At 58.4% G+C, this 22,408-nt stretch carries 20 protein-coding genes and 1 pseudogene; 15 read left to right on the forward strand and 6 right to left on the reverse strand.

Annotated features, from left to right (window positions below; genetic code table 11):
- Nucleotides 1-402 precede the first annotated feature (402 nt).
- The 4 genes from gcvT (at nt 403) to HA43_RS16475 (ending at nt 5,680) form a co-directional block, all read left to right on the forward strand.
- Nucleotides 403-1,500, forward strand: coding sequence for a glycine cleavage system aminomethyltransferase GcvT (gene gcvT / locus HA43_RS16460; RefSeq protein ID WP_094112149.1), 1,098 nt, complete (start codon nt 403-405; stop codon nt 1,498-1,500).
- A 20-nt stretch (nt 1,501-1,520) separates the two neighbouring features.
- Nucleotides 1,521-1,907 (forward strand): glycine cleavage system protein GcvH, encoded by a 387-nt coding sequence (gene gcvH, locus HA43_RS16465; RefSeq protein ID WP_039380024.1) that lies wholly within the window; start codon nt 1,521-1,523, stop codon nt 1,905-1,907.
- A gap of 96 nt (nt 1,908-2,003) precedes the next feature.
- Nucleotides 2,004-4,877, forward strand: a complete 2,874-nt coding sequence (gene gcvP / locus HA43_RS16470) for an aminomethyl-transferring glycine dehydrogenase (protein ID WP_094112150.1) — start codon at nt 2,004-2,006, stop codon at nt 4,875-4,877.
- Between the two features lie 59 nt (nt 4,878-4,936).
- Entirely contained in the window at nt 4,937-5,680 is a 744-nt protein-coding gene (locus HA43_RS16475) for an SDR family oxidoreductase (protein WP_094112151.1), read from the forward strand.
- 19 nt (nt 5,681-5,699) lie between these two features.
- On the opposite strand, the pseudogene HA43_RS16480 reads toward HA43_RS16475, so the two are convergent.
- Together HA43_RS16480 and HA43_RS16485 are read right to left on the reverse strand one after the other, a co-directional pair.
- Nucleotides 5,700-7,138 (reverse strand): annotated as a pseudogene (locus HA43_RS16480) (6-phospho-beta-glucosidase).
- Between the two features lie 125 nt (nt 7,139-7,263).
- Complete coding sequence (locus HA43_RS16485) at nt 7,264-7,995, reverse strand: MurR/RpiR family transcriptional regulator (RefSeq protein ID WP_094112157.1); 732 nt, start codon at nt 7,993-7,995, stop codon at nt 7,264-7,266.
- Between the two features lie 174 nt (nt 7,996-8,169).
- On the opposite strand from HA43_RS16485, the gene trhA reads away from it, so the two are divergent.
- On the forward strand, nt 8,170-8,823 hold the full coding sequence (trhA, locus tag HA43_RS16490) for a PAQR family membrane homeostasis protein TrhA (protein ID WP_094112152.1): 654 nt from the start codon (nt 8,170-8,172) through the stop codon (nt 8,821-8,823).
- Between the two features lie 55 nt (nt 8,824-8,878).
- Here trhA and ygfZ read toward each other — a convergent pair whose 3' ends face one another.
- Nucleotides 8,879-9,862 (reverse strand): tRNA-modifying protein YgfZ, encoded by a 984-nt coding sequence (gene ygfZ, locus HA43_RS16495; protein ID WP_094112153.1) that lies wholly within the window; start codon nt 9,860-9,862, stop codon nt 8,879-8,881.
- A gap of 226 nt (nt 9,863-10,088) precedes the next feature.
- On the opposite strand from ygfZ, the gene sdhE reads away from it, so the two are divergent.
- Entirely contained in the window at nt 10,089-10,355 is a 267-nt protein-coding gene (sdhE, locus tag HA43_RS16500) for an FAD assembly factor SdhE (protein WP_039380010.1), read from the forward strand.
- Nucleotides 10,330-10,746: a protein YgfX gene (locus HA43_RS16505; RefSeq protein ID WP_094112154.1), complete on the forward strand. Its 417-nt coding sequence runs from the start codon at nt 10,330-10,332 to the stop codon at nt 10,744-10,746. The genes sdhE and HA43_RS16505 overlap by 26 nt, the downstream gene beginning before the upstream one ends.
- On the opposite strand, the gene fldB is transcribed toward HA43_RS16505, so the two are convergent.
- Nucleotides 10,743-11,261: a flavodoxin FldB gene (gene fldB, locus HA43_RS16510; protein ID WP_071668567.1), complete on the reverse strand. Its 519-nt coding sequence runs from the start codon at nt 11,259-11,261 to the stop codon at nt 10,743-10,745. The two genes, HA43_RS16505 and fldB, sit on opposite strands and share 4 nt — an antisense overlap.
- Nucleotides 11,262-11,329: 68 nt before the next feature.
- Between fldB and xerD the strand changes: the two genes are divergently transcribed.
- From xerD to lysS, 5 genes are all read left to right on the forward strand, one after another.
- The gene (gene xerD, locus HA43_RS16515) at nt 11,330-12,256 is read left to right on the forward strand and encodes a site-specific tyrosine recombinase XerD (RefSeq protein WP_104085473.1); all 927 of its coding nucleotides are present in this window, start codon (nt 11,330-11,332) and stop codon (nt 12,254-12,256) included.
- Between the two features lie 22 nt (nt 12,257-12,278).
- Nucleotides 12,279-12,992 carry a bifunctional protein-disulfide isomerase/oxidoreductase DsbC gene (gene dsbC / locus HA43_RS16520; RefSeq protein WP_071668566.1) on the forward strand — a complete coding sequence of 238 codons (714 nt, stop codon included), beginning with the start codon at nt 12,279-12,281 and terminating at the stop codon, nt 12,990-12,992.
- Between the two features lie 9 nt (nt 12,993-13,001).
- Nucleotides 13,002-14,726, forward strand: a complete 1,725-nt coding sequence (gene recJ / locus HA43_RS16525; protein WP_039380002.1) for a single-stranded-DNA-specific exonuclease RecJ — start codon at nt 13,002-13,004, stop codon at nt 14,724-14,726.
- Between the two features lie 94 nt (nt 14,727-14,820).
- Nucleotides 14,821-15,919 (forward strand): peptide chain release factor 2 gene (prfB, locus tag HA43_RS16530; protein WP_104085475.1). Its coding sequence is split into 2 segments (ribosomal slippage): nt 14,821-14,895 and nt 14,897-15,919, totalling 1,098 coding nucleotides; the frame shifts between segments, so codons are not numbered across the junction.
- A 9-nt stretch (nt 15,920-15,928) separates the two neighbouring features.
- Complete coding sequence (gene lysS / locus HA43_RS16535; protein ID WP_039380000.1) at nt 15,929-17,449, forward strand: lysine--tRNA ligase; 1,521 nt, start codon at nt 15,929-15,931, stop codon at nt 17,447-17,449.
- Between the two features lie 49 nt (nt 17,450-17,498).
- Here the strand turns inward: lysS and HA43_RS16540 are convergent, their stop codons facing one another.
- On the reverse strand, nt 17,499-18,125 hold the full coding sequence (locus tag HA43_RS16540) for a hypothetical protein (protein ID WP_094112155.1): 627 nt from the start codon (nt 18,123-18,125) through the stop codon (nt 17,499-17,501).
- Between the two features lie 291 nt (nt 18,126-18,416).
- Between HA43_RS16540 and HA43_RS16545 the strand changes: the two genes are divergently transcribed.
- Nucleotides 18,417-19,580: an MFS transporter gene (locus HA43_RS16545; protein ID WP_071668563.1), complete on the forward strand. Its 1,164-nt coding sequence runs from the start codon at nt 18,417-18,419 to the stop codon at nt 19,578-19,580.
- On the opposite strand, the gene HA43_RS16550 is transcribed toward HA43_RS16545, so the two are convergent.
- On the reverse strand, nt 19,556-20,497 hold the full coding sequence (locus tag HA43_RS16550) for a LysR family transcriptional regulator (RefSeq protein ID WP_094112156.1): 942 nt from the start codon (nt 20,495-20,497) through the stop codon (nt 19,556-19,558). The genes HA43_RS16545 and HA43_RS16550 overlap by 25 nt on opposite strands.
- Nucleotides 20,498-20,606: 109 nt before the next feature.
- Here HA43_RS16550 and lysA point away from each other — a divergent pair, with 109 nt between their 5' ends.
- Nucleotides 20,607-21,860 carry a diaminopimelate decarboxylase gene (gene lysA / locus HA43_RS16555; protein ID WP_039379991.1) on the forward strand — a complete coding sequence of 418 codons (1,254 nt, stop codon included), beginning with the start codon at nt 20,607-20,609 and terminating at the stop codon, nt 21,858-21,860.
- Nucleotides 21,860-22,312, forward strand: coding sequence for a GNAT family N-acetyltransferase (locus tag HA43_RS16560; RefSeq protein ID WP_175540455.1), 453 nt, complete (start codon nt 21,860-21,862; stop codon nt 22,310-22,312). Before lysA ends, HA43_RS16560 begins: the two co-directional genes overlap by 1 nt.
- The last annotated feature ends 96 nt before the right edge of the window (nt 22,313-22,408 follow it).

Genomic DNA, 22,408 nt, shown 5'->3' on the forward strand with positions numbered 1-22,408 from the left:
CAAAAACCTCCTCCTGACTCCCTGTTCGCACTAAAACAGAGCGCTCTGCGCCATAATGATGCCTCGTTTGATTTATTCTAATTTTACCGCCAGATTCGCATTAGTTATTTTCATGCAGGATTAATCGCACAGCCGTGCCATTTAGCTCCTCACCCGCGGTGGCGTGTTTTATTTACTGAGATATCGCCCCGGAGTTGCATAATCTGCGCGTTTAATCACACAAAGGCAGCGGATTATGCTGCATGCTATGAGATGCACTGCAAAGATGAGGGCCGGCTTCGACTTCGTTTTGCTTATGGTTAAATCTGTTTTTCAGTGGTAACGTCAGCTGAAAGAGAACGTTTGCGTCGGCGTTTATTACCGCGCAGGCGAGCCCCGCTTATTGGTTTTCACAGGATGGTTATGACTCAGCAAACGCCTCTGTTTAAGCAGCACCAGCAGGACGGTGCACGCATGGTGGACTTCCACGGCTGGATGATGCCGCTGCACTACGGCTCGCAAATCGATGAGCACCACGCAGTGCGCAGCGACGCCGGCATGTTTGATGTATCGCACATGACCATCGTTGATCTGCACGGCGCACGGACCCGCGAGTTTCTGCGTTATCTGCTGGCAAATGATGTCGCAAAACTGACTCAACCCGGCAAAGCGCTCTACAGCGGCATGCTTAACGCATCGGGCGGCGTGATAGACGATCTGATCGTCTACTTCATGCAGGAGGATTTTTTTCGCCTGGTGGTCAACTCCGCCACGCGAGAGAAAGATCTCGCGTGGATAACGCAGCACGCCGCACCGTTTGGCGTGACGCTGACCGAGCGTCATGACCTGGCGCTGATTGCCGTGCAGGGTCCGAATGCGCAGCAGAAAGCACAGACGCTGTTTGATGAGAGCCAGCGTGCCGCCGTTGCCGGCATGAAGCCTTTTTATGGCGTGCAGTCAGGCGACCTGTTCATTGCCACCACCGGCTACACCGGCGAGGCAGGCTATGAAATTGCGCTGCCCGCTGACCAGGCGGAAATGTTCTGGCAGCAGCTACTGGCCGCGGGCGTAAAACCCGCCGGCTTAGGCGCGCGCGACACGCTGCGTCTGGAAGCCGGTATGAATCTCTATGGCCAGGAGATGGATGAAGGCGTTTCGCCGCTGGCCGCGAATATGGGCTGGACCATCAGCCGGGAACCGGCCGATCGCAATTTTATCGGACGTGAAGCGCTGGAAGCGCAGCGCGAGCAGGGCACTGAAAAACTGGTGGGGCTGGTCATGACGGAAAAAGGCGTACTGCGCGGTGGTCAGACGGTGCGCTTTACCGATGAGCAGGGCGTACCGCAGCAGGGTATGATTACCAGTGGTTCCTTCTCGCCGACGCTGGGCTGCAGCATCGCCCTGGCGCGCGTACCTGCCGGTATTGGCGGGCAGGCCATTGTGGAGATCCGCAATCGCGAAATGCCGGTAAAAGTGACTAAACCCGTTTTTGTACGCGCCGGTAAGCCGGTCGCTCAGTAAATTTTTCAGGAGAAATGGCGATGAGCAATGTGCCAAATACGTTGAAATACCGTGACAGCCACGAGTGGGTGCGTAAAGAAGAAGATGGCTCTTACACCGTGGGGATCACCGAGCATGCGCAGGAGCTGCTCGGTGATATGGTGTTTGTCGATCTGCCAGACGTTGGCGCTACGTTTAGCGCGGGCGACGACTGCGCCGTCGCGGAGTCGGTTAAAGCTGCTTCCGACATCTATGCACCGCTGAGCGGTGAAATTGTAGCGGTGAATGAGGCGCTGACCGACTCACCCGAGCTGGTGAACAGCGCGCCTTATGGCGATGGCTGGTTGTTCCGCCTGCAAGCCAGCGATGAAGCTGAACTCGACAGCATGCTTGATGCTGACGCCTATAAAGCCAGTATCGATGAGTAACCGGTAGCCTCTGAAGGTGTCGCAGTGCGGCACCTCTTCTTTATCTGCCTGTTGTAAGTCCTTTGTGTAACCCAGCCCGATGCAGGATCGACTGTAATGACCCAGACTCTCAGCCAGCTTGAACATAACGGTGCATTTATCGAGCGCCATATTGGTCCCACCGACGCCCAGCAGGCCAGCATGCTGGAAGCGATTGGTGCCGGTTCGCTAAACGAACTCATCAGCACCATCGTACCGGCGGATATTCAGCTGCCCGGGCCGCCGGCCACGGGTGACGCCGCGACCGAGCAGCAGGCGCTGGCAGAGCTGAAAGCGATGGCCAGTCAGAATCAGCGCTACAAATCCTGGATCGGCATGGGCTACAGTGCAGTAATCACTCCGCCGGTGATCCTGCGTAATATGCTGGAAAACCCTGGCTGGTATACCGCCTATACGCCGTATCAGCCTGAGGTGTCACAGGGGCGTCTGGAGGCGCTACTGAATTTCCAGACGCTGACGCTGGATCTGACCGGTATGGATATCGCCTCTGCGTCGCTGCTGGATGAAGCCACCGCGGCGGCTGAAGCGATGGCGATGGCGAAACGCGTCAGCAAGCTGAAGAGCGCCACCCGCTTCTTTATCGCCGATGATATTCATCCGCAGACGCTGGATGTCGTACGCACCCGCGCCGAAACATTTGGCTTTGATCTGATTATCGATCGGGCAGAGAAAGCACGCGATCATGAGGATCTGTTTGGTGTTCTTCTGCAGCAGGTGGGCACCAGTGGGGAAGTACATGACTATCACGATCTGATAGCAGAGCTGAAGAGCCGCAAAGTTGTCGTGAGCGTGGCCGCTGATTTCATGGCTCTGCTGCTGCTGGAGGCGCCCGGCAAACAGGGTGCTGACATTGTGTTTGGTTCCGCTCAGCGCTTTGGCGTGCCAATGGGCTATGGCGGACCGCACGCGGCCTTTTTTGCCAGCCGCGATGAGCACAAACGCTCAATGCCGGGCCGGATTATCGGCGTCTCACGCGATGCGGCGGGCAACACCGCGCTGCGCATGGCGATGCAGACGCGCGAGCAGCATATCCGTCGTGAAAAGGCGAACTCCAATATCTGTACCTCACAGGTTCTGCTGGCCAATATCGCCGGCCTCTATGCGGTCTGGCACGGTCCGCAGGGTTTGCAACGTATCGCCTCGCGCATTCATCGCCTGACCAGCATTCTGGCAACCGGCCTGCAGAAAGGCGGATTGACGCTGCGCCACGGCAGCTGGTTTGACACGCTGACCGTTGAGGTTGCTGACAAGGCCGGCGTGCTGAATCGCGCGCTGAGTTTTGGCGTAAACCTGCGCAGCGATATGCCTGACGCCGTAGGTATCACGCTGGATGAAACCACCAGCCGTGAAGATGTACAGGCGCTGTTTGCCATTTTTCTGGGCGACACGCACGGGCTGGATATTGATAAGCTTGATGCCGCCGTATCGGCGGAGAGTGCGGCTATTCCGGCAGGCCAGCAGCGCCGCAGTGACTACCTGACGCATCCGGTATTTAACCGCTATCACAGCGAAACAGAAATGATGCGCTACATGCACAGCCTGGAGAAAAAAGATCTGGCGCTGAATCAGGCAATGATCCCGCTTGGCTCCTGCACCATGAAGCTGAATGCCGCCGCAGAGATGATCCCGATCACCTGGCCGGAGTTCTCTGAACTGCATCCATTCTGCCCCGCTGAACAGGCTACCGGCTATCTGCAGATGATTGGGCAGCTGTCGCAGTGGCTGGTACAGCTCACCGGCTATGACGCGCTCTGCATGCAGCCTAACTCCGGGGCGCAGGGAGAGTATGCTGGCCTGCTGGCGATCCGCCGCTATCACGAAAGCCGCAATGAAGGCCGGCGCAACATCTGCCTGATCCCCGGGTCGGCACACGGCACCAACCCAGCCTCGGCGCAGATGGCGGGCATGTCGGTGGTTGTGGTTGCCTGCGATAAACAGGGCAATATCGATCTCGGCGATCTGCGTGAGAAAGCGGCTCAGGCGGGCGATGCGCTCTCCTGCATCATGGTGACCTATCCTTCTACCCACGGCGTTTATGAAGAAACCATCCGCGAAGTGTGCCAGATTGTGCATCAGTATGGCGGTCAGGTATATCTGGATGGCGCCAACATGAACGCCCAGGTGGGCATTACTACGCCTGGCTATATCGGTGCTGACGTCTCGCATCTTAACCTGCATAAAACCTTCTGCATTCCGCACGGCGGCGGCGGACCGGGCATGGGACCGATTGGCGTAAAAGCGCATCTGGCTCCGTTTGTGCCGGGGCACAGCGTGGTGCAGATTGATGGCGTACTGACGCAGCAGGGCGCCGTGTCGGCTGCACCGTTTGGCAGCGCCTCGATTTTGCCTATCAGCTGGATGTATATCCGTATGATGGGTGCAGAAGGGCTGAAACAGGCGAGCTCAGTGGCAATCCTTAATGCCAACTACATTGCGCGTCGTCTGCAATCGGCCTATCCGATCCTCTATACCGGACGCGATGGTCGCGTGGCGCACGAATGTATTCTCGATATTCGTCCGCTGAAAGAGCAGAGCGGTATCAGCGAGCTGGATATTGCCAAACGCCTGATCGATTACGGTTTTCACGCTCCGACCATGTCCTTCCCGGTAGCGGGCACGCTGATGGTGGAGCCGACTGAATCAGAGGGCAAAGCAGAGCTGGATCGCTTTATCGACGCGATGCTGGCGATCCGCATGGAGATTGACCGCGTCACCGCCGGTGAGTGGCCTGCTGATGACAATCCGCTGGTCAACGCACCGCATACGCAAATGGAAATTGTGGGCGAGTGGCAGCATCCCTATACGCGAGAGCTGGCGGTATTCCCGGCTGGCAGTGCGAATAAGTACTGGCCAACGGTAAAACGTCTTGATGACGTCTTCGGCGATCGCAACGTTTTCTGCGCCTGCGTGCCGATGAGCGAATATCAGTAAGCGCGATGAACTGACCCTTTAAGGACCGGCTGCCGGTCCTTTTTCTTTTGGAGGCACATATGGATCTGGCACTGGTTACCGGCGGCAGCCGGGGCATCGGACGCGCTACCTCGCTGCTGCTGGCGCAGGCGGGTTACCGCGTGGTAATCAACTACCGTCAGCGGGCTGCGGACGCAGAGCAGCTGGTCGGGGAGATTATTCGCCGGGGCGGCAGCGCCTGCGCGCTGCAGGCGGATATTGCTGATGAGGTGCAGGTCGTGAGGCTGTTTGCGCAGCTGGATGAGCAGCCGGGTGCCCTGCGGATAGTGGTGAACAACGCCGGAATTCTGTTTACGCAGTGCCGGGTGGAGGCGCTAAGCGCTGAGCGTATTCAGCGGGTGCTGGCGACGAACGTCACCGGGACTTTTATCTGCTGCCGGGAAGCGGTGAAACGCATGAGCAGGGCGCACGGCGGGGAGGGCGGTGTGATTGTGAATGTTTCATCAGGTGCCGTACACAGCGGCGCGCCGGACGAATATGTGGATTATGCAGCATCAAAAGCGGCGGTGGACACGCTGACCCGCGGGCTGGCGCGCGAAGTGGCCGCCCAGGGGATCCGGGTAACCGGTGTGCGTCCCGGCTCCACGTATACCGACATGCATGCGGATGGCGGCGAGCCGGAGCGGGTTGATCGGGTGGCGCAGCGTATTCCGCTGGGACGCGGCGCGCAGCCGGAAGAGATCGCCCGCGCCATCCTCTGGCTGAGCAGCGATGCTGCCGCTTATGTCACCGGCAGCATGCTGGACGTGACGGGCGGACTCTGACATCCGCCCGCATCGCCGGTCAGAGCGTGGCGCCGTTGCTGGCGATCACCTGCTGATACCAGCTGAAGCTCTTTTTCTTTGAACGCGCGAAGGTGCCGCTGCCGTCGTCGTTTTTGTCGACGTGGATAAAGCCATAGCGCTTGCTGTACTGACCGGTGGTGAACGAGACGCAGTCGATGCAGCCCCACGGCGTATAGCCCAGCAGCTCGACACCATCCAGCGCCACCGCTTTTTTCATCTCTTCGATATGGGCCCGCAGGTAGTCAATGCGGTAGTCGTCGGCGATAAAGCCTCCGCATCAGGTTTATCGATCGCGCCGAAGCCATTTTCCACAATAAACAGCGGCTTCTGATAGCGCTCATAGAGTGAATTCAGCACATAGCGCAGGCCCACCGGATCGATCTGCCAGCCCCAGTCTGACGCTTTAACGTGCGGATTGGGTACCACGCCGTCAAAGCCGGTGATCGGATCATCCACGCCGCTGGCGCGGGTATCGACCGCGTTGCTCATGTAATAGCTGAAACCGATGTAGTCGCAGCAGCCCTGCTGCAGGGTTTCGGCATCATCTGCTGCCATCTCGATGTGGTAGCCTTTGCGCGCCCACTCTTTCAGCGTGTAAGCGGGGTAAGCGCCGCGCATCTGCACGTCGCTGAAAACGTAACGCTGATGCATCGCCTCCTGCGCCCGCATGACATCATCCGGATGACAGGAGAAGGGATAGACCGGCACCATGGCGATCATGCAGCCGATCTGAAAACCGGGATTGATCTCATGACCGCGTTTCACCACCTTTGCACTGGCGACAAACTGGTGATGCATAACCTGATACATCGTCTGCTCAGGCTTCTCATGCTCAGTAAACACCACGCCGGAACAGCAGTAGCCAAACAGCGGATATTGCCAGTTGCGCTGGTTGTTGATCTCGTTAAAGGTCATCCAGTACTTCACTTTGTGCTGATAGCGCGTCATCACCACGTCGCTGAAGCGCACAAAGAAATCGACCACCCGACGGTCAGCCCAGCCGCCATACTCTTTTACCAGATGATAAGGCATCTCAAAGTGAGAGAGAGTGATCACCGGTTCAATACCATATTTCAGCAGCTCATCGAACAGGTCATCATAAAACTGCAGGCCCGCCTCATTAGGCTGCGCTTCATCGCCGTTGGGGAAGATGCGCGTCCAGGCAATCGAGGTGCGGAAGCACTTAAAGCCCATCTCAGCAAACAGCGCCACGTCCTGTTTGTAGTGTGAGTAAAACTCTACCGCCTGGTGATTGGGATAGTGTTTGCCCGGCTGTACGCCGTCGGTGATCACGCGGTCAACGCCGTGTGCGCCACCGGTCAGCACGTCAGCGATACTGACGCCTTTGCCGCCCTGATCCCAGCCGCCTTCAACCTGATGCGCGGCTACTGCGCCGCCCCAGAGAAACCCTTGTGGTAACTGCAAATCATCACGCATTGTTCAGCCTCATCATACGTCGGGTGAAAACAGAATTTCCCGCAGTGTAACAAGCAGCCGGTGAATGTCACGCTATAACACCGCGTGCAGAATGTAACCTGTCACAGCTAAAAAACAGGGTGTTTTCAGGAGGATAGCATATGCGCCAGCGTGCGTCCCAGCGTTTCGATAATGTACATTACCGGCACCTGCGTGGTGATGTCGTGCTGCCCGGCCAGCGTGATCTGCGGCACGTGATAGGAGAGGGTAAAATCCGCCATTTTTGCCAGCGAGCTGGTGTCGTGATTGGTGATGGCGATGATTTTGCAGCGGTTAAGGCTGAACTGACTGGCGAAGCGCAGGATCTCTTCGGTCTCGCCGGAAACGGAGAGAATAATCGCCAGCGCGCTTTCACTGACTCCGGGCATAACCGGATAGTAAGGGTCGTCAATATGGTGGCTGAATTTGCCGACGTTGGAAAAGAAGCGTGCGCCATATTTACCGAGGCTGCCCGACGTGCCGGCACCAATAAAGAAAATATGCCCGGCCTGCACGATCATCTGCGCGGCCTGCGCAATCTGCTGCTCAAACTCGGCATTGTGAATACTTTTGAAAAAACTCAGCATTTCGCCAGCGCCCGATGAGGGGATTGCAGGCGGGGTCTGCTCCTGAGCCAGGCGAAAGCGGATACGAAACTCTGACCAGCCGTCACAGTGCAGCTTGCGGCAAAAGCGCAGTACGGTGGTGGTAGAGACGCCCGCCTGCGCCGCCAGATCGCGAATGGTCATATAGCTGACGCTTTGCGGATGTTTGATGATGAAATGGTAAACCTGCATCTCAAGATCGTTCAGGCTGGAGAGATCGCGGTGTGCAAACATGCGGAACATCGCTCAGGCAGCAAAAGGAGCCTGCAGTGTACCAGATTGCACCGCAGGCCGGGTGACACACCCCGACACAGAAATAATTGAGCGTACATGTGTACACTGAAAATATTTCTGGTTAGGCTGAAGGGGTTAAAAAACACGCTCCTTTATCTTCAGGGATCCCGCACCATGGTAAAACCCGTACTCACTACGCCCGGTTATTCGCTGGCCGAAGAGATAGCCAACAGCGTCAGCCATGGCGTTGGCTGCCTGTTTGGTATTATCGGTCTGGTGCTGCTGCTGACGCAGGCAGTGGAAACGCAGGCGAGCATCACTGCTATCACCAGCTACAGCCTCTATGGCGGCAGCATGATTCTGCTCTACCTCGCCTCTACGCTCTATCACGCCATTCCGCATCAGCGCGCCCGGCCGTGGCTGAAGAAATTTGATCACTGCGCTATCTATCTGCTGATCGCCGGCACCTATACGCCGTTTTTGCTGGTCGGGCTGAAATCGCCGCTGGCACACGGACTGATGGTGGTGATCTGGAGTCTGGCGCTGGCGGGCATCATTTTTAAGCTGACAATTGCGCACCGCTTTAAGGTGCTGTCGCTGGTGACCTATCTCAGCATGGGGTGGCTGTCGCTGGTGGTGATCTATCAGCTGGCGATGCGGCTTTCCGCCGGAGGCGTCTGGCTGCTGGCGGCGGGAGGCGTGGTCTACTCCCTGGGCGTGATTTTTTACGTGTCGCGCCGGATACCCTTTAACCATGCGATCTGGCACGGCTTTGTACTCGGCGGCAGCGTGCTGCACTTCTGCGCCATCTACTTTTATGTGAAATAAACGGGCTTTATGCGCATTGCAGCGGGACGCCGGACGGCCTCCCGCTCTGTGCCTCTTACGCGTCCAGCGCGTAAGGCAGTGGCTGAATGGTGAGTTCACCACCTTCATCGCCTTCAGCACGCAGGATCGCATCTGGTTCCGGATCGTTATTCATCACCATCTGCACCCAGACGCTGCCATCCTCAAGCTGTACCGCACACAGTACCGTGCCGGTACGCCGCCAGCGATCGCCCATCTTCAGCTCCATTGAACTCCCCGCTTCCGGTACTTTACCGGCGCTACCCGCCAGCCAGAACAGGGCACGCTTGTTGGCACCGCGGAACTTCGCCCGCGCGACCATCTCCTGACCGGTATAGCAACCTTTCTTAAAGCTGATTGCATCCAGCGCCTGCAGGTTGGTGGCCTGCGGGATCAGCTGGGCGCTGGTAGCGCTATCGATAACCGGAATACCCGCTTCGATATCCAGCGCCAGCCACTGCCTGCTGTCGTTGAACTGCGCCTCACCCTCCAGTGCCGCTTTAATCGCTTCCGCTTTGGCGGGGGTAGTAATCACGACAAAACGTTCCGCAGGCTGATCCAGCCACAGCAGCGTGCTCTCATCCTGCTGCACTACCGCATGCGCGGCATCCGGCAGCGTGGCAAACAGATTCGTCAGTGCCGCACGCGCCTGAAAGCCGGCAACGCCCAGTACGACAGCTTCATCGTCAGCTTCGATGGTCACTTTGGCAAACACCGCATATTTTTTCAGTTCAGCAATCTGCTGGTCACGCAGGCTGCGGCGCACCAGATAAGCGTATCCCTCGCCGCGATGAAACAGACGCAGGTTGCTCCACATTTTGCCTTTGGCGTCGCAGTGGGCAGCCTGACGATGCTGCTCACTGGTCAGCGTTGCGACATCCAGCGTCAGCTGTCCCTGCAGATAGCTGGTGCTGTCTTTGCCCTGTACCGCCACCAGCGCCCACTCATCAAGCGACATCAGCGTCAGGGGCAGGCGTGCCGCAGCGACAGGCTGGCGGGGAGGGAGGGTAAAAATCGGCATGTGTCCATCCTGATTAATCAAGTTTGTCCGGAGTTGTTTGTTCAATGTTAAAAGAGCAGCGGGGCAATGCAAACTGTTTACGGAACCGGGCGCACAAATCGCGTGATGATGCGGCAACACAGCCTGCCGCTTTGCGTAATCCTGCGCAGGAAACAGCACTCAGCCTGCAGCAGGTAAAAAAAGCAGGTACACTGACCCCACTGTTTACAGCCGTGGAACACGACACATGGATATTCATGATAAATCACGCGTTAAGTGGGCCTGCCGTCGGGGCATGCTTGAGCTTGATGTCTCCATTATGCCTTTTTTTCACTATGAGTATGATTCGCTGAGTGATGAAGATAAGCGGGTGTTTGTTGCTTTACTGAAGAGTGACGATCCGGATCTGTTTAACTGGATGATGGACCACGGCGAGCCCGCGGATCCCGAGTTTAAGCGCATGGTAAAACTGATCCAGCAGCGCAACCGTGAACGCGGTCCGGTGGCAATGTAGCCTGCGTCCTTCGCGCAGCGCCCGGCTGGCAAATCTGGCGGCGGGTTTCAGCTGCGTGACGCTGCTGCTGTTCGTCTGGCCTGCGGAGTGGCATGTGCTGCAGGCGCTGCTTTCCGTCGCGGTGCTGGCGGAAAGCTGGCGCACTGAGCGACGCTTACGGCAACGCTGCGGCGAGCTGACGCGGGATGTTCAGGGAAGCTGGGGCTGGCAGGGAACCCGCTGGTATACCGCCCGGACGGCGCAATGGCAGCCGTGGGGCGTGCTGCTGACCCTGCAGAATGCGCAGGGCCAGCGCTGGCGTTTCTGGCTGATGCAGGACGCCATGACGATGCGCAGCTGGCGGCAGCTGCGCGCGCAGGACGCGCTCAGTGGCGCGGCAGACCGGCGTTAAAGCCGGTCAGCTGTTTCCGTGAGAATCTGTTCGCACCACTGCTCAATACGCTCGTCGCTCTGCTCAAACTGGTTAACATCATCCAGCGCCAGACCTACAAACTGTGTGCCGTCAGCGGTCAGCGGCTTGCGGCTGGTAAAGGTATACCCCTCCAGCGGCCAGTAGCCGACAAACTGTACGCCCATCGGCAGCAGCAGTTCGTGCAGCATGCCCAGCGCATCAAGAAACCACTCGCTGTACTCAATCTGGTCGCCCATACCGTACAGCGCCACAATTTTCCCCTGCAGGTTAAGTCCCGGCAGCTGCGGCCATACCGCTTCCCAGTCCTCCTGCAGCTCGCCAAAATCCCAGGTTGGAATACCGAGGATCAGCAGGTCATACTGCTCCATCAGCGAGGGGTCATCATCTTTGAGGTTGTGCAGCGTCACCAGCTCTTCACCAATAAAGTCGCGGATTTTTTCCGCTGCCATCTCGGTGTAACAGGTACTTGAACCGTAAAAAAGTCCGATATTCATGCGGTTAATGCTCTGTATGAAACTCACTCTGGCGCAATTGTACCAGAACCCCTCTGCTTTAAGGCATAATGAGCACGATTTCACACTGGCGAGAGGATAACGTGCAGGATAGCGATCTGATTGAACAGTTTCTTGATGCGCTCTGGCTGGAGCGTAATCTGGCGCAAAATACGCTGGCCTCTTATCGTCAGGATCTGCAAACCCTCACCGCATGGCTGCAGCATCACAATCTGACGCTGCTGACGCTGCAGGCGCTGGATCTGCAGCAGTTTCTTGCCGAGCGTATTGAAGGTGGCTATAAGGCCACCAGTTCAGCCCGCACGCTAAGCGCCATGCGCCGGCTGTTTCAGTATCTCTACCGTGAAAAGCTGCGCAGTGACGATCCCAGCGCGCTGCTCTCCGCCCCTAAGCTGCCACAGCGGCTGCCGAAAGATCTCAGCGAGAGTCAGGTAGACCGGCTGCTGCAGGCGCCGGCCACAGATATTCCGCTGGAGCTGCGCGATAAAGCGATGCTGGAGGTGCTGTATGCCACCGGTCTGCGCGTCTCAGAGCTGGTCGGGCTGACCATCAGCGATGTCAGCCTGCGGCAGGGAGTGGTGCGCGTTATCGGTAAAGGTAATAAAGAGCGGCTGGTGCCATTAGGTGAAGAAGCGATCCACTGGTTAGAGCACTATATGGAATATGGCCGGCCGTGGCTGCTAAACGGACAGACGCTGGACGTTCTGTTTCCCAGCCAGCGCGCGCAGCAGATGACGCGTCAGACCTTCTGGCACCGCATCAAGCACTACGCGACGCTGGCGGGTATCGACAGCGATAAACTGTCACCGCACGTGCTGCGGCATGCATTTGCCACACATTTACTGAACCACGGCGCTGATTTGCGCGTCGTACAGATGCTACTGGGCCACAGTGACCTGTCGACCACCCAGATTTATACGCATGTTGCCACCGAGCGGCTGCGTCAGTTACATCAACAGCACCATCCGCGCGCCTGAGCAGCGGCAACAAGGACTTATGATGAAAAAACAGTTTACCGTTCTGGCGCTGCTGGTCAGCGCCTTTTCCGCTCTGGCACAGGCTGATGACAGCGCTATTCAGCAGACGCTGAAAAAAGTGGGTCTGCAGCAGGCTGAGATCCAGCCCTCGCCGCTGCCGGGCATGAAAACCGTGCTGACGGAAAGCGGCGTGATTTACATTACTGAAGATGGCAAACATATGATTCAGGGCCCGCTGTATGACGTCAGCGGCGCACAGCCGGTTAATGTCACCAACCAGCTGCTGGACAAAAAAGTCGCCGCGCTGGCGCCGGAAATGATTGTCTATAAAGCGCCGAAAGAGCAGCACGTCATTACGGTGTTTACCGATATCACCTGCGGCTACTGCCGTAAGCTGCATGAGCAGATGGCGGACTACAACGCGCTGGGTATCACGGTGCGCTATCTCGCCTTCCCGCGCGAAGGGCTGAACGGTCAGGTTGAGAAAGCGATGAAGGCGATCTGGTGCAGTGCCGATCGCAACAAAGCGTTCGATCAGGCGATGAAAGGCGATACGCCGCAGATGGATGCGCCAGCGACCTGCAGCCTCAATCTCGATAAGCACTACAAACTCGGCATTCTGTTCGGCATTCAGGGTACGCCCGCCATTCTTACCGACAGCGGTATGATGATCCCGGGCTATCAGGGCCCGCAGGAGCTGAAACAGGTGCTTGATGGTCAGAAGCGGGGCGGTTAATTCACAGTGATGCACACTACAGAACTGCGTCGGCGCACGCTGCCGGCTGATGCCAGCCTGCCTGACGACCTGCCGCCTCTGCTGCGCCGTCTCTATCTGCATCGCGGCGTTAAAACCGCAGCAGAGCTGGAGCGCGGGGCAAAATATCTGCTGCCGTGGCAGAGCCTCGGCGGTATAGAGGCTGCGGTTGCGCTGCTGCACCGGATGCTTACGGGCGGCCAGCGCATTATGGTCGTCGGCGATTTTGACGCCGACGGCGCGACCAGCACCGCACTGACCGTGCTGGCGCTGCGCAGCATGGGCGGCAACGTGGACTACCTGGTGCCTAACCGCTTTGACGATGGCTATGGCCTGAGTCCGGAAGTGGTGGAGCAGGCGCGTGCGCGCGGCGCGGAGATGATCCTCACAGTGGATAACGGCATCTCCTCGCACGCGGGCGTCGAAACGGCGTCAGCGCACGGCATCCCGGTCCTGATCACCGATCACCATCTGCCGGGCGAAACGCTGCCGGCCGCCGACGCTATTGTTAATCCTAACCTCAGCGACAGCGCTTTTCCGTCGCGCGCGCTGGCAGGCGTCGGCGTGGCGTTCTACCTGATGCTGGCGCTGCGCGCGCATCTGCGCGAGCAGGGCTGGTTTACCCCCCAGCGCAGCGAACCCAATCTGGCCGCGTGGCTCGATCTGGTCGCGCTCGGCACCGTAGCGGACGTGGTGCCGCTGGATGCGAACAATCGCATTCTGGTGTGGCAGGGGCTGAGCCGCATTCGCGCAGGTAAATGCCGCGCCGGTATTCGGGCGCTGCTGGAGATCGCAAACCGCGATGCGCGTCAGCTGGCAGCCAGCGATCTCGGCTTTGCCGTTGGCCCGCGTCTTAACGCGGCGGGGCGGCTTGACGATATGTCGGTTGGCGTAGCGCTCTTGCTGACCGAGGATATTGCGCAGGCGCGCATGCTGGCCAGCGAGCTGGATGCGCTGAACCAGACGCGCAAAGAAATTGAACAGGGCATGAAAAGCGAAGCGCTGGCGCTGTGCGATGCGCTGGAGCGTCAGCATAGCGACCTGCCGCTGGGCCTGGCATTTTATCACCCCGAATGGCACCAGGGGGTGGTCGGGATCCTCGCATCGCGCCTGAAAGAGCGTTTTCACCGGCCGGTCATTGCGTTTGCGCCCGCGGGCGATGGCACGCTAAAAGGATCGGGTCGCTCAATCGCCGGACTGCACCTGCGTGACGCGCTGGAGCGGCTGGATACGCTCTATCCGGGGCTGATTATCAAGTTCGGCGGCCATGCGATGGCGGCGGGACTCTCGCTGGAAACGGATAAGTATGACGCGTTTCGCGAGCGCTTTGCCGCGCTGATTGATGAGTGGCTCGATGGAGAAGCGCTGCAGGGCGTGGTCTGGTCTGACGGTGAGCTGCACGCGCAGGAGTTCAGCCTGCATACCGCTGAAATGCTGCGTGAGGCGGGGCCGTGGGGACAGGCATTCCCGGAACCGGTGTTTGACGGCAAATTTAAACTGCTGCAGCAGCGGCTGGTGGGCGAGCGTCACCTGAAGGTGATGGTGGAACCGGTCGGCGGCGGACCGCTGCTGGACGGTATCGCGTTTAATGTTGATACCCGCCTCTGGCCGGATACCAGCGTGCGGCAGGTTGAGCTGGCCTATAAGCTGGATATCAACGAGTATCGCGGTAACCGTTCCGTGCAGCTGATAATCGATCATATCTGGCCGCTCTGACCGCGCGCGCCGCTACAAACCGCGCGCGCTTTCGGGTAAACTCATGCGTTACTTTATCTTTTCTCACCGTATCGCCAAAAAAGACTGAAAAGCCATGTTTGAAATTAATCCGGTCAAAAATCGTATCCAGGACCTTAGCGAGCGCAGCGGCGTTCTTAGGGGGTATCTTTGACTACGATGCCAAGAAAGAACGTCTTGAAGAAGTAAACGCCGAGCTGGAGCAGCCGGACGTCTGGAATGAACCTGAACGCGCGCAGGCGCTCGGCAAAGAGCGCGCGTCGCTCGAAGCCGTCGTTGAAACCCTCGATCAGATGCACCAGGGCCTGGAAGATGTGCAGGGACTGCTGGAGCTGGCGGTTGAAGCGGACGATGAAGAAACCTTCAACGAAGCCGTGGTTGAGCTCGACGCGCTGGAAGTAAAGCTGGGTGAGCTGGAATTCCGCCGCATGTTCTCAGGCGAGTATGACAGCGCCGACTGCTACATGGATATTCAGGCAGGCTCCGGCGGTACGGAAGCGCAGGACTGGGCCAGCATGCTGCTGCGCATGTATCTGCGCTGGGCAGAAGCCAAAGGGTTTAAAACCGAGATCATTGAAGAGTCGGAAGGCGAAGTTGCGGGCACCAAATCCGCCACCATCAAGGTGATTGGTGACTACGCCTACGGCTGGCTGCGTACGGAAACCGGCGTCCATCGCCTGGTGCGCAAGAGTCCGTTTGACTCCGGCGGCCGTCGTCACACCTCGTTCAGTTCGGTGTTTATCTATCCGGAAGTGGATGACAATATCGATATCGATATCAACCCGGCCGATCTGCGCATTGACGTCTACCGCGCATCAGGTGCGGGCGGTCAGCACGTTAACAAAACGGAGTCTGCGGTGCGTATTACCCACCTGCCGACCAACATTGTGGTGCAGTGTCAGAACGACCGTTCACAGCACAAGAACAAAGACCAGGCCTTCAAACAGCTGCGCGCCAAGCTCTATGAATATGAGATGCAGAAGAAAAATGCTGACAAGCAGGCCGCAGAAGAGAACAAATCGGATATCGGCTGGGGCAGCCAGATTCGTTCTTACGTGCTGGATGACTCCCGCATCAAAGATCTGCGCACCAGCGTAGAGACCCGCAATACTCAGGCGGTGCTGGATGGCGATCTGGATCGTTTTATTGAAGCAAGTTTAAAAGCAGGGCTATAAGGAACCGACATGTCTGAACAACAACCGCAGAACGCTGACGCCGCACTTGAGTTAAATAATGAACTGAAAGCGCGTCGCGAAAAACTCAGCGCGCTGCGTGAAAAGGGCGTGGCGTTTCCCAACGATTTCCGTCGTGACACCACCTCCGATCGGCTGCACGCCAGCTATGACGACAAGAGCAACGAAGAGCTGGAAGCGCTGGGCGTGGAAGTGAGCGTTGCCGGTCGTATGATGACGCGCCGCATCATGGGTAAAGCGTCGTTTGCCACGCTGCAGGATGTTGGCGGTCAGATCCAGATCTACGTTTCACGTGACGATCTGCCAGAAGGCGTCTATAACGAGCAGTTCAAGAAGTGGGATCTGGGCGATATTCTGGGTGCACGCGGTAAGCTGTTCAAAACCAAAACCGGCGAGCTTTCAATCCATATCTCAGAACTGCGCCTGCTGACCAAAGCGCTGCGTCCGCTGCCGGACAAGTTTCACGGCCTGGCTGACCAGGAGACGCGCTATCGTCAGCGCTATCTTGATCTCATCTCCAACGATGAATCGCGCCACACCTTCCAGGTACGCTCGAAAATCATGGCGGGTATTCGCCAGTTCATGGTAAACCGCGACTTTATGGAAGTGGAAACGCCAATGATGCAGGTGATCCCGGGCGGCGCTTCTGCGCGTCCTTTCATCACCCATCACAATGCGCTGGATATCGATATGTATCTGCGTATTGCGCCGGAGCTTTATCTGAAGCGTCTGGTTGTAGGCGGCTTCGATCGCGTGTTTGAGATCAACCGTAACTTCCGTAACGAAGGCATCTCGCCGCGCCATAATCCTGAGTTCACCATGATGGAACTCTATATGGCGTATGCAGATTACAAAGATCTGATTGAGCTGACCGAAAGCCTGTTCCGCACGCTGGCGCAGGACGTACTGGGCACCACTGAAGTGGCCTATGGCGAACATACCTTTGACTTCGGTAAGCCTTTTGAGAAGCTCACGATGCGTGAAGCGATCAAAAAATATCGTCCGGAAACGGACCTGGCTGACCTGGAAGACTTTGATAAAGCGGTAGCGATCGCCAGTGCGCTGCATATTAAAGTGGAAAAAAGCTGGGGTCTGGGCCGCGTGGTAACGGAGATCTTTGAAGAGACGGCGGAAGCCCATCTGATTCAGCCAACCTTCATCACCGAATACCCGGCAGAGGTTTCACCGCTGGCGCGCCGTAATGATGAGAACCCGGAAATCACCGATCGCTTTGAGTTCTTTATTGGTGGTCGCGAGATCGGTAACGGCTTCTCAGAGCTGAACGACGCTGAAGATCAGGCAGAGCGTTTCCTGCAGCAGGTGAATGCAAAAGATGCCGGCGATGATGAAGCGATGTTCTACGATGAAGATTACGTAACCGCGCTGGAGCACGGACTGCCGCCAACGGCTGGCCTCGGTATCGGTATCGACCGTATGGTGATGCTGTTTACCAACAGCCACACCATTCGCGATGTGATCCTGTTCCCGGCGCTGCGCCCGACGGCGAAGTAACGGCAGGCGCTGCCCGTCTCTCTCCCGCAGGAGAGTCGGGCAGCAGTTATCACGGCGCAATCGCCTCTGCCAGCCACGTCTGAAAACGCGCATAGGGTATGTAGAGTGCCACATCGCTATACAGCGTTTTTCCGCTTTGGTTATCATCGATCCGCCGGCTGTATCCTGTGATCACCCCAGCCAGCGTGTCATCACTGGCGTTATAGACTGCGCCGCCTGACATACCTTTCACTACGCCAGCACTGGCCGCCACCACCACACAGTTTGCTTTGTTCCAGCTGTTTACCAGCGTGGTATTCACCAGGTTCTCTCCGCTGGAGGCGACCGGCAGGGCAGAGATAAAGCTATAGCCATAAAGATTTACGCGATCGCCAATGTGGCCGTTACGGAACGCCGGCGGCAGGTTGCCCGCCCGGTTTTTATGGTAAACCACGGCGAGATCGCAGTCGGGGTGCCAGGCTTTTACCCGGTAGAGTGAGTATTTCGCCACGTGTGCCGCCGTCAGGCTGTATTCGGCGGTCAGCGGGATAGTCGTGCCCAGCGTGCCGACCCCAAGAATGGTGGGAATACCGGTAACGGTCATATCCACCCGGCGCGCAGCTTCTTTACTGTATTCATAGTGTCCAACCGAGCAGCCGCTGAGGCAGCACGCCGCCAGCGCAATTATCCAGCGCATCTCTTTTTTCTCCTGTGGGGCGCTCACCTGCGCGCTGCGTTCTGACCGTTACCCGCTTCCGCCGGCTGAAAACCGGGCAACGCTATCACTATCCGCCACCGCGCCACAAGCCGGACCGGCGCTGATTATTGCCGCGCCGGCAACATAGCCTTGCGGCGTACAGGGTGGTTGCGCTGCCAGGGCTGTGTTTTAATGCAGCGTGACGCAGTTCAAATATTAATAAGCGTTCTGTTTTACCGTGCTGTGTTCGCAGTACGGCCCGCCTGCAAAATTATCTTGGGAGAGTGTGTTATGCCTGTTGCATTACTGGCGCTGGCGCTGAGTGCGTTCGCCATTGGCACCACGGAGTTTGTCATCATGGGGTTGCTGCCGGAAGTGGCAGGCGATCTGCAGGTGTCGATTCCTTCAGCCGGCTGGCTGATCAGCGGTTACGCGCTCGGCGTGGCGATTGGCGCGCCGATAATGGCGCTGCTGACCGCCAGCCTGCCGCGCAAGCGCACGCTGAGTCTGCTGATGGTGATCTTTATTATCGGTAACGTGCTCTGCGCGCTGGCCTATAGCTATAACCTGCTGATGCTGGCGCGTGTGGTCACCGCACTCTGCCACGGCGCGTTTTTTGGCATTGGATCGGTAGTGGCCGCAAGCCTGGTGGCGCCCGGCCGTCAGGCGTCAGCGGTGGCGCTGATGTTTACCGGGCTGACGCTGGCAAACGTGCTTGGCGTACCGCTTGGCACCTGGTTTGGTCAGCTGTTTGGCTGGCGTGCCACCTTCTGGGGCGTGGCGATTATCGGCATTCTGGCGTTTATCGCCCTGATTGTCAGCCTGCCGGCAAATAAAGAAGAGAAGCCGGTTCATCTGGCCAGTGAGATTAGTGCGCTGGCCAACGGACGACTCTGGCTATCGCTGCTGATGACGGTCTGCTTTGCCGCGGCGATGTTTGCGCTGTTCAGCTATATTGCGCCGCTGCTGCTTCAGGTCACCGGCATCAGCGACCGCGGCGTGAGCTGGACGCTGTTCCTGATTGGCGCCGGCCTGACGGCAGGTAATATCATTGGCGGCAAGCTGGCGGACTGGAAAGTCTCTTTCAGCCTGATCCTCAGCTTCTCACTGATTGCGCTGTTCTCACTGCTCTTCAGCTGGACCAGCCATGCGCTCTGGCTGGCTGAAATTACGCTGTTCCTGTGGGCCATGGCGACGTTTGCCACTGTACCCGGCCTGCAGATCAACGTGGTGCGCCACGGCAAAGAGGCACCGAACCTGGTTTCCACGCTCAACATCGCTGCTTTTAACGTGGGTAACGCGCTGGGTGCCTGGGTAGGCGGCGCCGTTATTGCGCGCGGCTACGGCCTGACGGCAGTGCCGGTTGCGGCTGCCGCCATCGCCGCTGTCGGCCTGGTGGTGTGTGTCATCACCTTCCGCAACGCTAACGGTCAGGGCGATACGGTCCGCGTCTGATCAAGCTGCGCGGCGATAAGCCCCGGAAATGCTGCCACCTGCTGCTGCAGGTGGTGGCAGAAGCGGTCAACCAGCGCAGAGGCGGGCCGGTGCTGAGGGCGGATCAGGCTCACGGTAAACGGCACGCTGATACTGAAACGCCGCATCACCACGCCGCTCGCCGCGTAATCCAGCGCGGTGAGCGGATTTACAATCGATAAGCCAACCCCGGCGCGCACCATCGCGCATACCGACGCGGCGCTGTGCGTCTCCAGCACCAGCCGTCGCTCAACCTTCTGTTCCAGAAACAGCGCATCCAGCAGCTGACGATAGCTGTCATGCCGCGACAGGCTGACAAAATTCTGCTGATGGAAATCGGCAGGTGTCAGCACATCACGCTGACAGAGCGGATGCTGCGGCGGCAAAACGCACACTTCATCGCAGGTCAGCAGCGAGAGGCGTTCCGTGCCGGATGGCGCATGCTGTGTCTCAGTCAGGCCAAGATCGTAGCGCTGCGCCGACAGCCACTCCTCCAGCAGCGGCGACTCCTGCGGAATGATGTTCAGATTCACCTGCGGATAGCGCTGCATAAAGGGCTGCAGCAGAGGCGGCAGCAGCGACTGGGAAAATACCGGCAGGCAGGCCACCGACAGCTCGCCATGCCGGAACTGCCGTAATCCTTCCGCCGCATCGAGAATCCGGTCCAGTCCGTACCAGGAGCGCTGCACCTCTTCAAACAGACTCAGCGCCTGCATCGTGGGCTGCAGACGACCGCGCACCCGCTCAAACAGCGTCAGTCCCAGCTGCTGCTCCAGACGCGCCAGCTCACGGCTGACGGTGGGCTGCGAAGTGTGCAGCAGCGCGGCGGCCTGCGTCAGATTGCCACTGGTCATCACCGCATGGAAAATCTCAATATGCCGCCAGTTGATGTTCGCCATCGCTCCTCCATTAAAGGCATATCATATTTGCATAGCTGCCGCTAAAACAGATATTTCTGTGAATTGATTTGGTATGGCTAAATGGGGGCAACAGTACAGGAGAATTGTTATGCCACGTCCGTTAGACACCACCGAATCTGCGCTTAACGCTACCCATCTGCTGCCGCTGGCGCAGCGCTACAGCGGTCCGTTCTGGGCCTATGACGCCGCCATTATTCAGCAGCGTATTGCGCAGCTCAGCCAGTTTGATGTGGTGCGCTTTGCGCAGAAAGCCTGCTCAAACATTCATATTCTGCGCCTGATGCGTCAGGCCGGGGTAAAAGTCGATTCCGTCTCGCTGGGTGAAATTGAACGCGCGCTGGCGGCGGGATTTGAACCGGGCGGTGAGGACATTGTGTTTACGGCGGACCTGCTGGATCTGCCGACGCTTCAGCGCGTGGCTGAGCTGCAGGTACCGGTAAACGCCGGTTCGGTAGATATGCTGCACCAGCTGGGCGCGCGTTCGCCGGGCCATAAAGTGTGGCTGCGTATCAATCCTGGTTTTGGTCACGGTCACAGCCAGAAAACCAATACCGGCGGCGAAAACAGCAAGCACGGCATCTGGTATGGCGATCTGCCGCTGGCGCTGGCTGCGATTCAGCAGCACGGTCTGCAGCTGGTGGGGCTGCACATGCATATCGGCTCCGGCGTGGATTATGCGCATCTGCAGCAGGTGTGTGACGCCATGGTCGATCAGGTGATTGCGTTTGGTCAGGATCTCAGCGCCATCTCAGCCGGCGGCGGTCTCTCTGTTCCCTATCATTTTGGTGAAGAAGCGATCGATACCGATCACTACTTTGGCCTCTGGAGCCGCGCGCGCGATCGCATTGCCGACCACCTCGGGCATCCGGTAAAGCTGGAAATTGAGCCGGGACGCTTCCTGGTGGCTGAATCGGGCGTACTGGTTTCACAGGTACGGGCGGTTAAAGCGATGGGCAGTCGCCACTTTGTGCTGGTTGATGCAGGCTTCAGCGATCTGATGCGTCCGGCTATGTATGGCAGCTATCACCATATTTCGGTGCTGCCAGCCGATGGCAGCACGCCAGAGGCAGTCACGCAGGAGAGCGTGGTGGCCGGGCCGCTGTGTGAATCAGGCGATGTGTTTACCCAGCAGGAGGGCGGCAAGGTGGAGACCCGCGCGCTGCCTGCGGTGCAGCCTGGCGACTATCTGGTGTTTCACGACACCGGTGCTTACGGCGCGTCCATGTCCTCTAACTACAATAGCCGCCCGCTGATCCCGGAAGTGCTGTTTGAAAACGGCAGCGTGCGTGAGATCCGCCGCGCGCAGACGATTCAGGAGCTGCTGGCGCTGGAGCTGAACTGATGCGTATTTTGCCGCTCAGCAGCGTGCCGCATCACGCCAGTCAGATAACTGACTGGCTGTGGCAGGCGTTTGGCGATGGCACAACGCGTGAGTTTTATCACAGTGTCGTGCGCAGCAGCCTGAACGGTGCCGATCTGCCGGTGACGTTTGTCGCACTGGACGCGCACGATATTCCGCTGGGCACTATCGGTTTCTGGCGCTGCGATCTGATCAGCCGCCAGGATCTCTGGCCGTGGGCGGCAGCGCTCTATGTCGATCCCGCCTCACGCGGTCAGGGCGTGAGCGAGGCGCTGCAGCAGCACGTGATCGATTTCGCCCGCGATCGCGGCCACGCGCGTATCTGGCTCTGGTCAACGTTTTCCGGCTACTACGAGCGGCACGGCTGGGAGTATGTCTGCGAAGCGCTGGAGTTTCCTGCCGAGCGGGTGAGGGTGTATAAGCAGGATCTGTGACGGGAGCTGGTTCCGTTCGCCACGGGGGCGGGCGCCGGTTCCGTTCGCTGCGGGGCCCGGGGGCTGATTCCGTTCGCTACGGGGCCCCGAGGCTGG

The sequence above is a fragment of the Pantoea eucrina genome, from assembly GCF_002095385.1.
In the GTDB taxonomy this organism is placed as follows: Bacteria; Pseudomonadota; Gammaproteobacteria; order Enterobacterales; family Enterobacteriaceae; genus Pantoea; species Pantoea eucrina.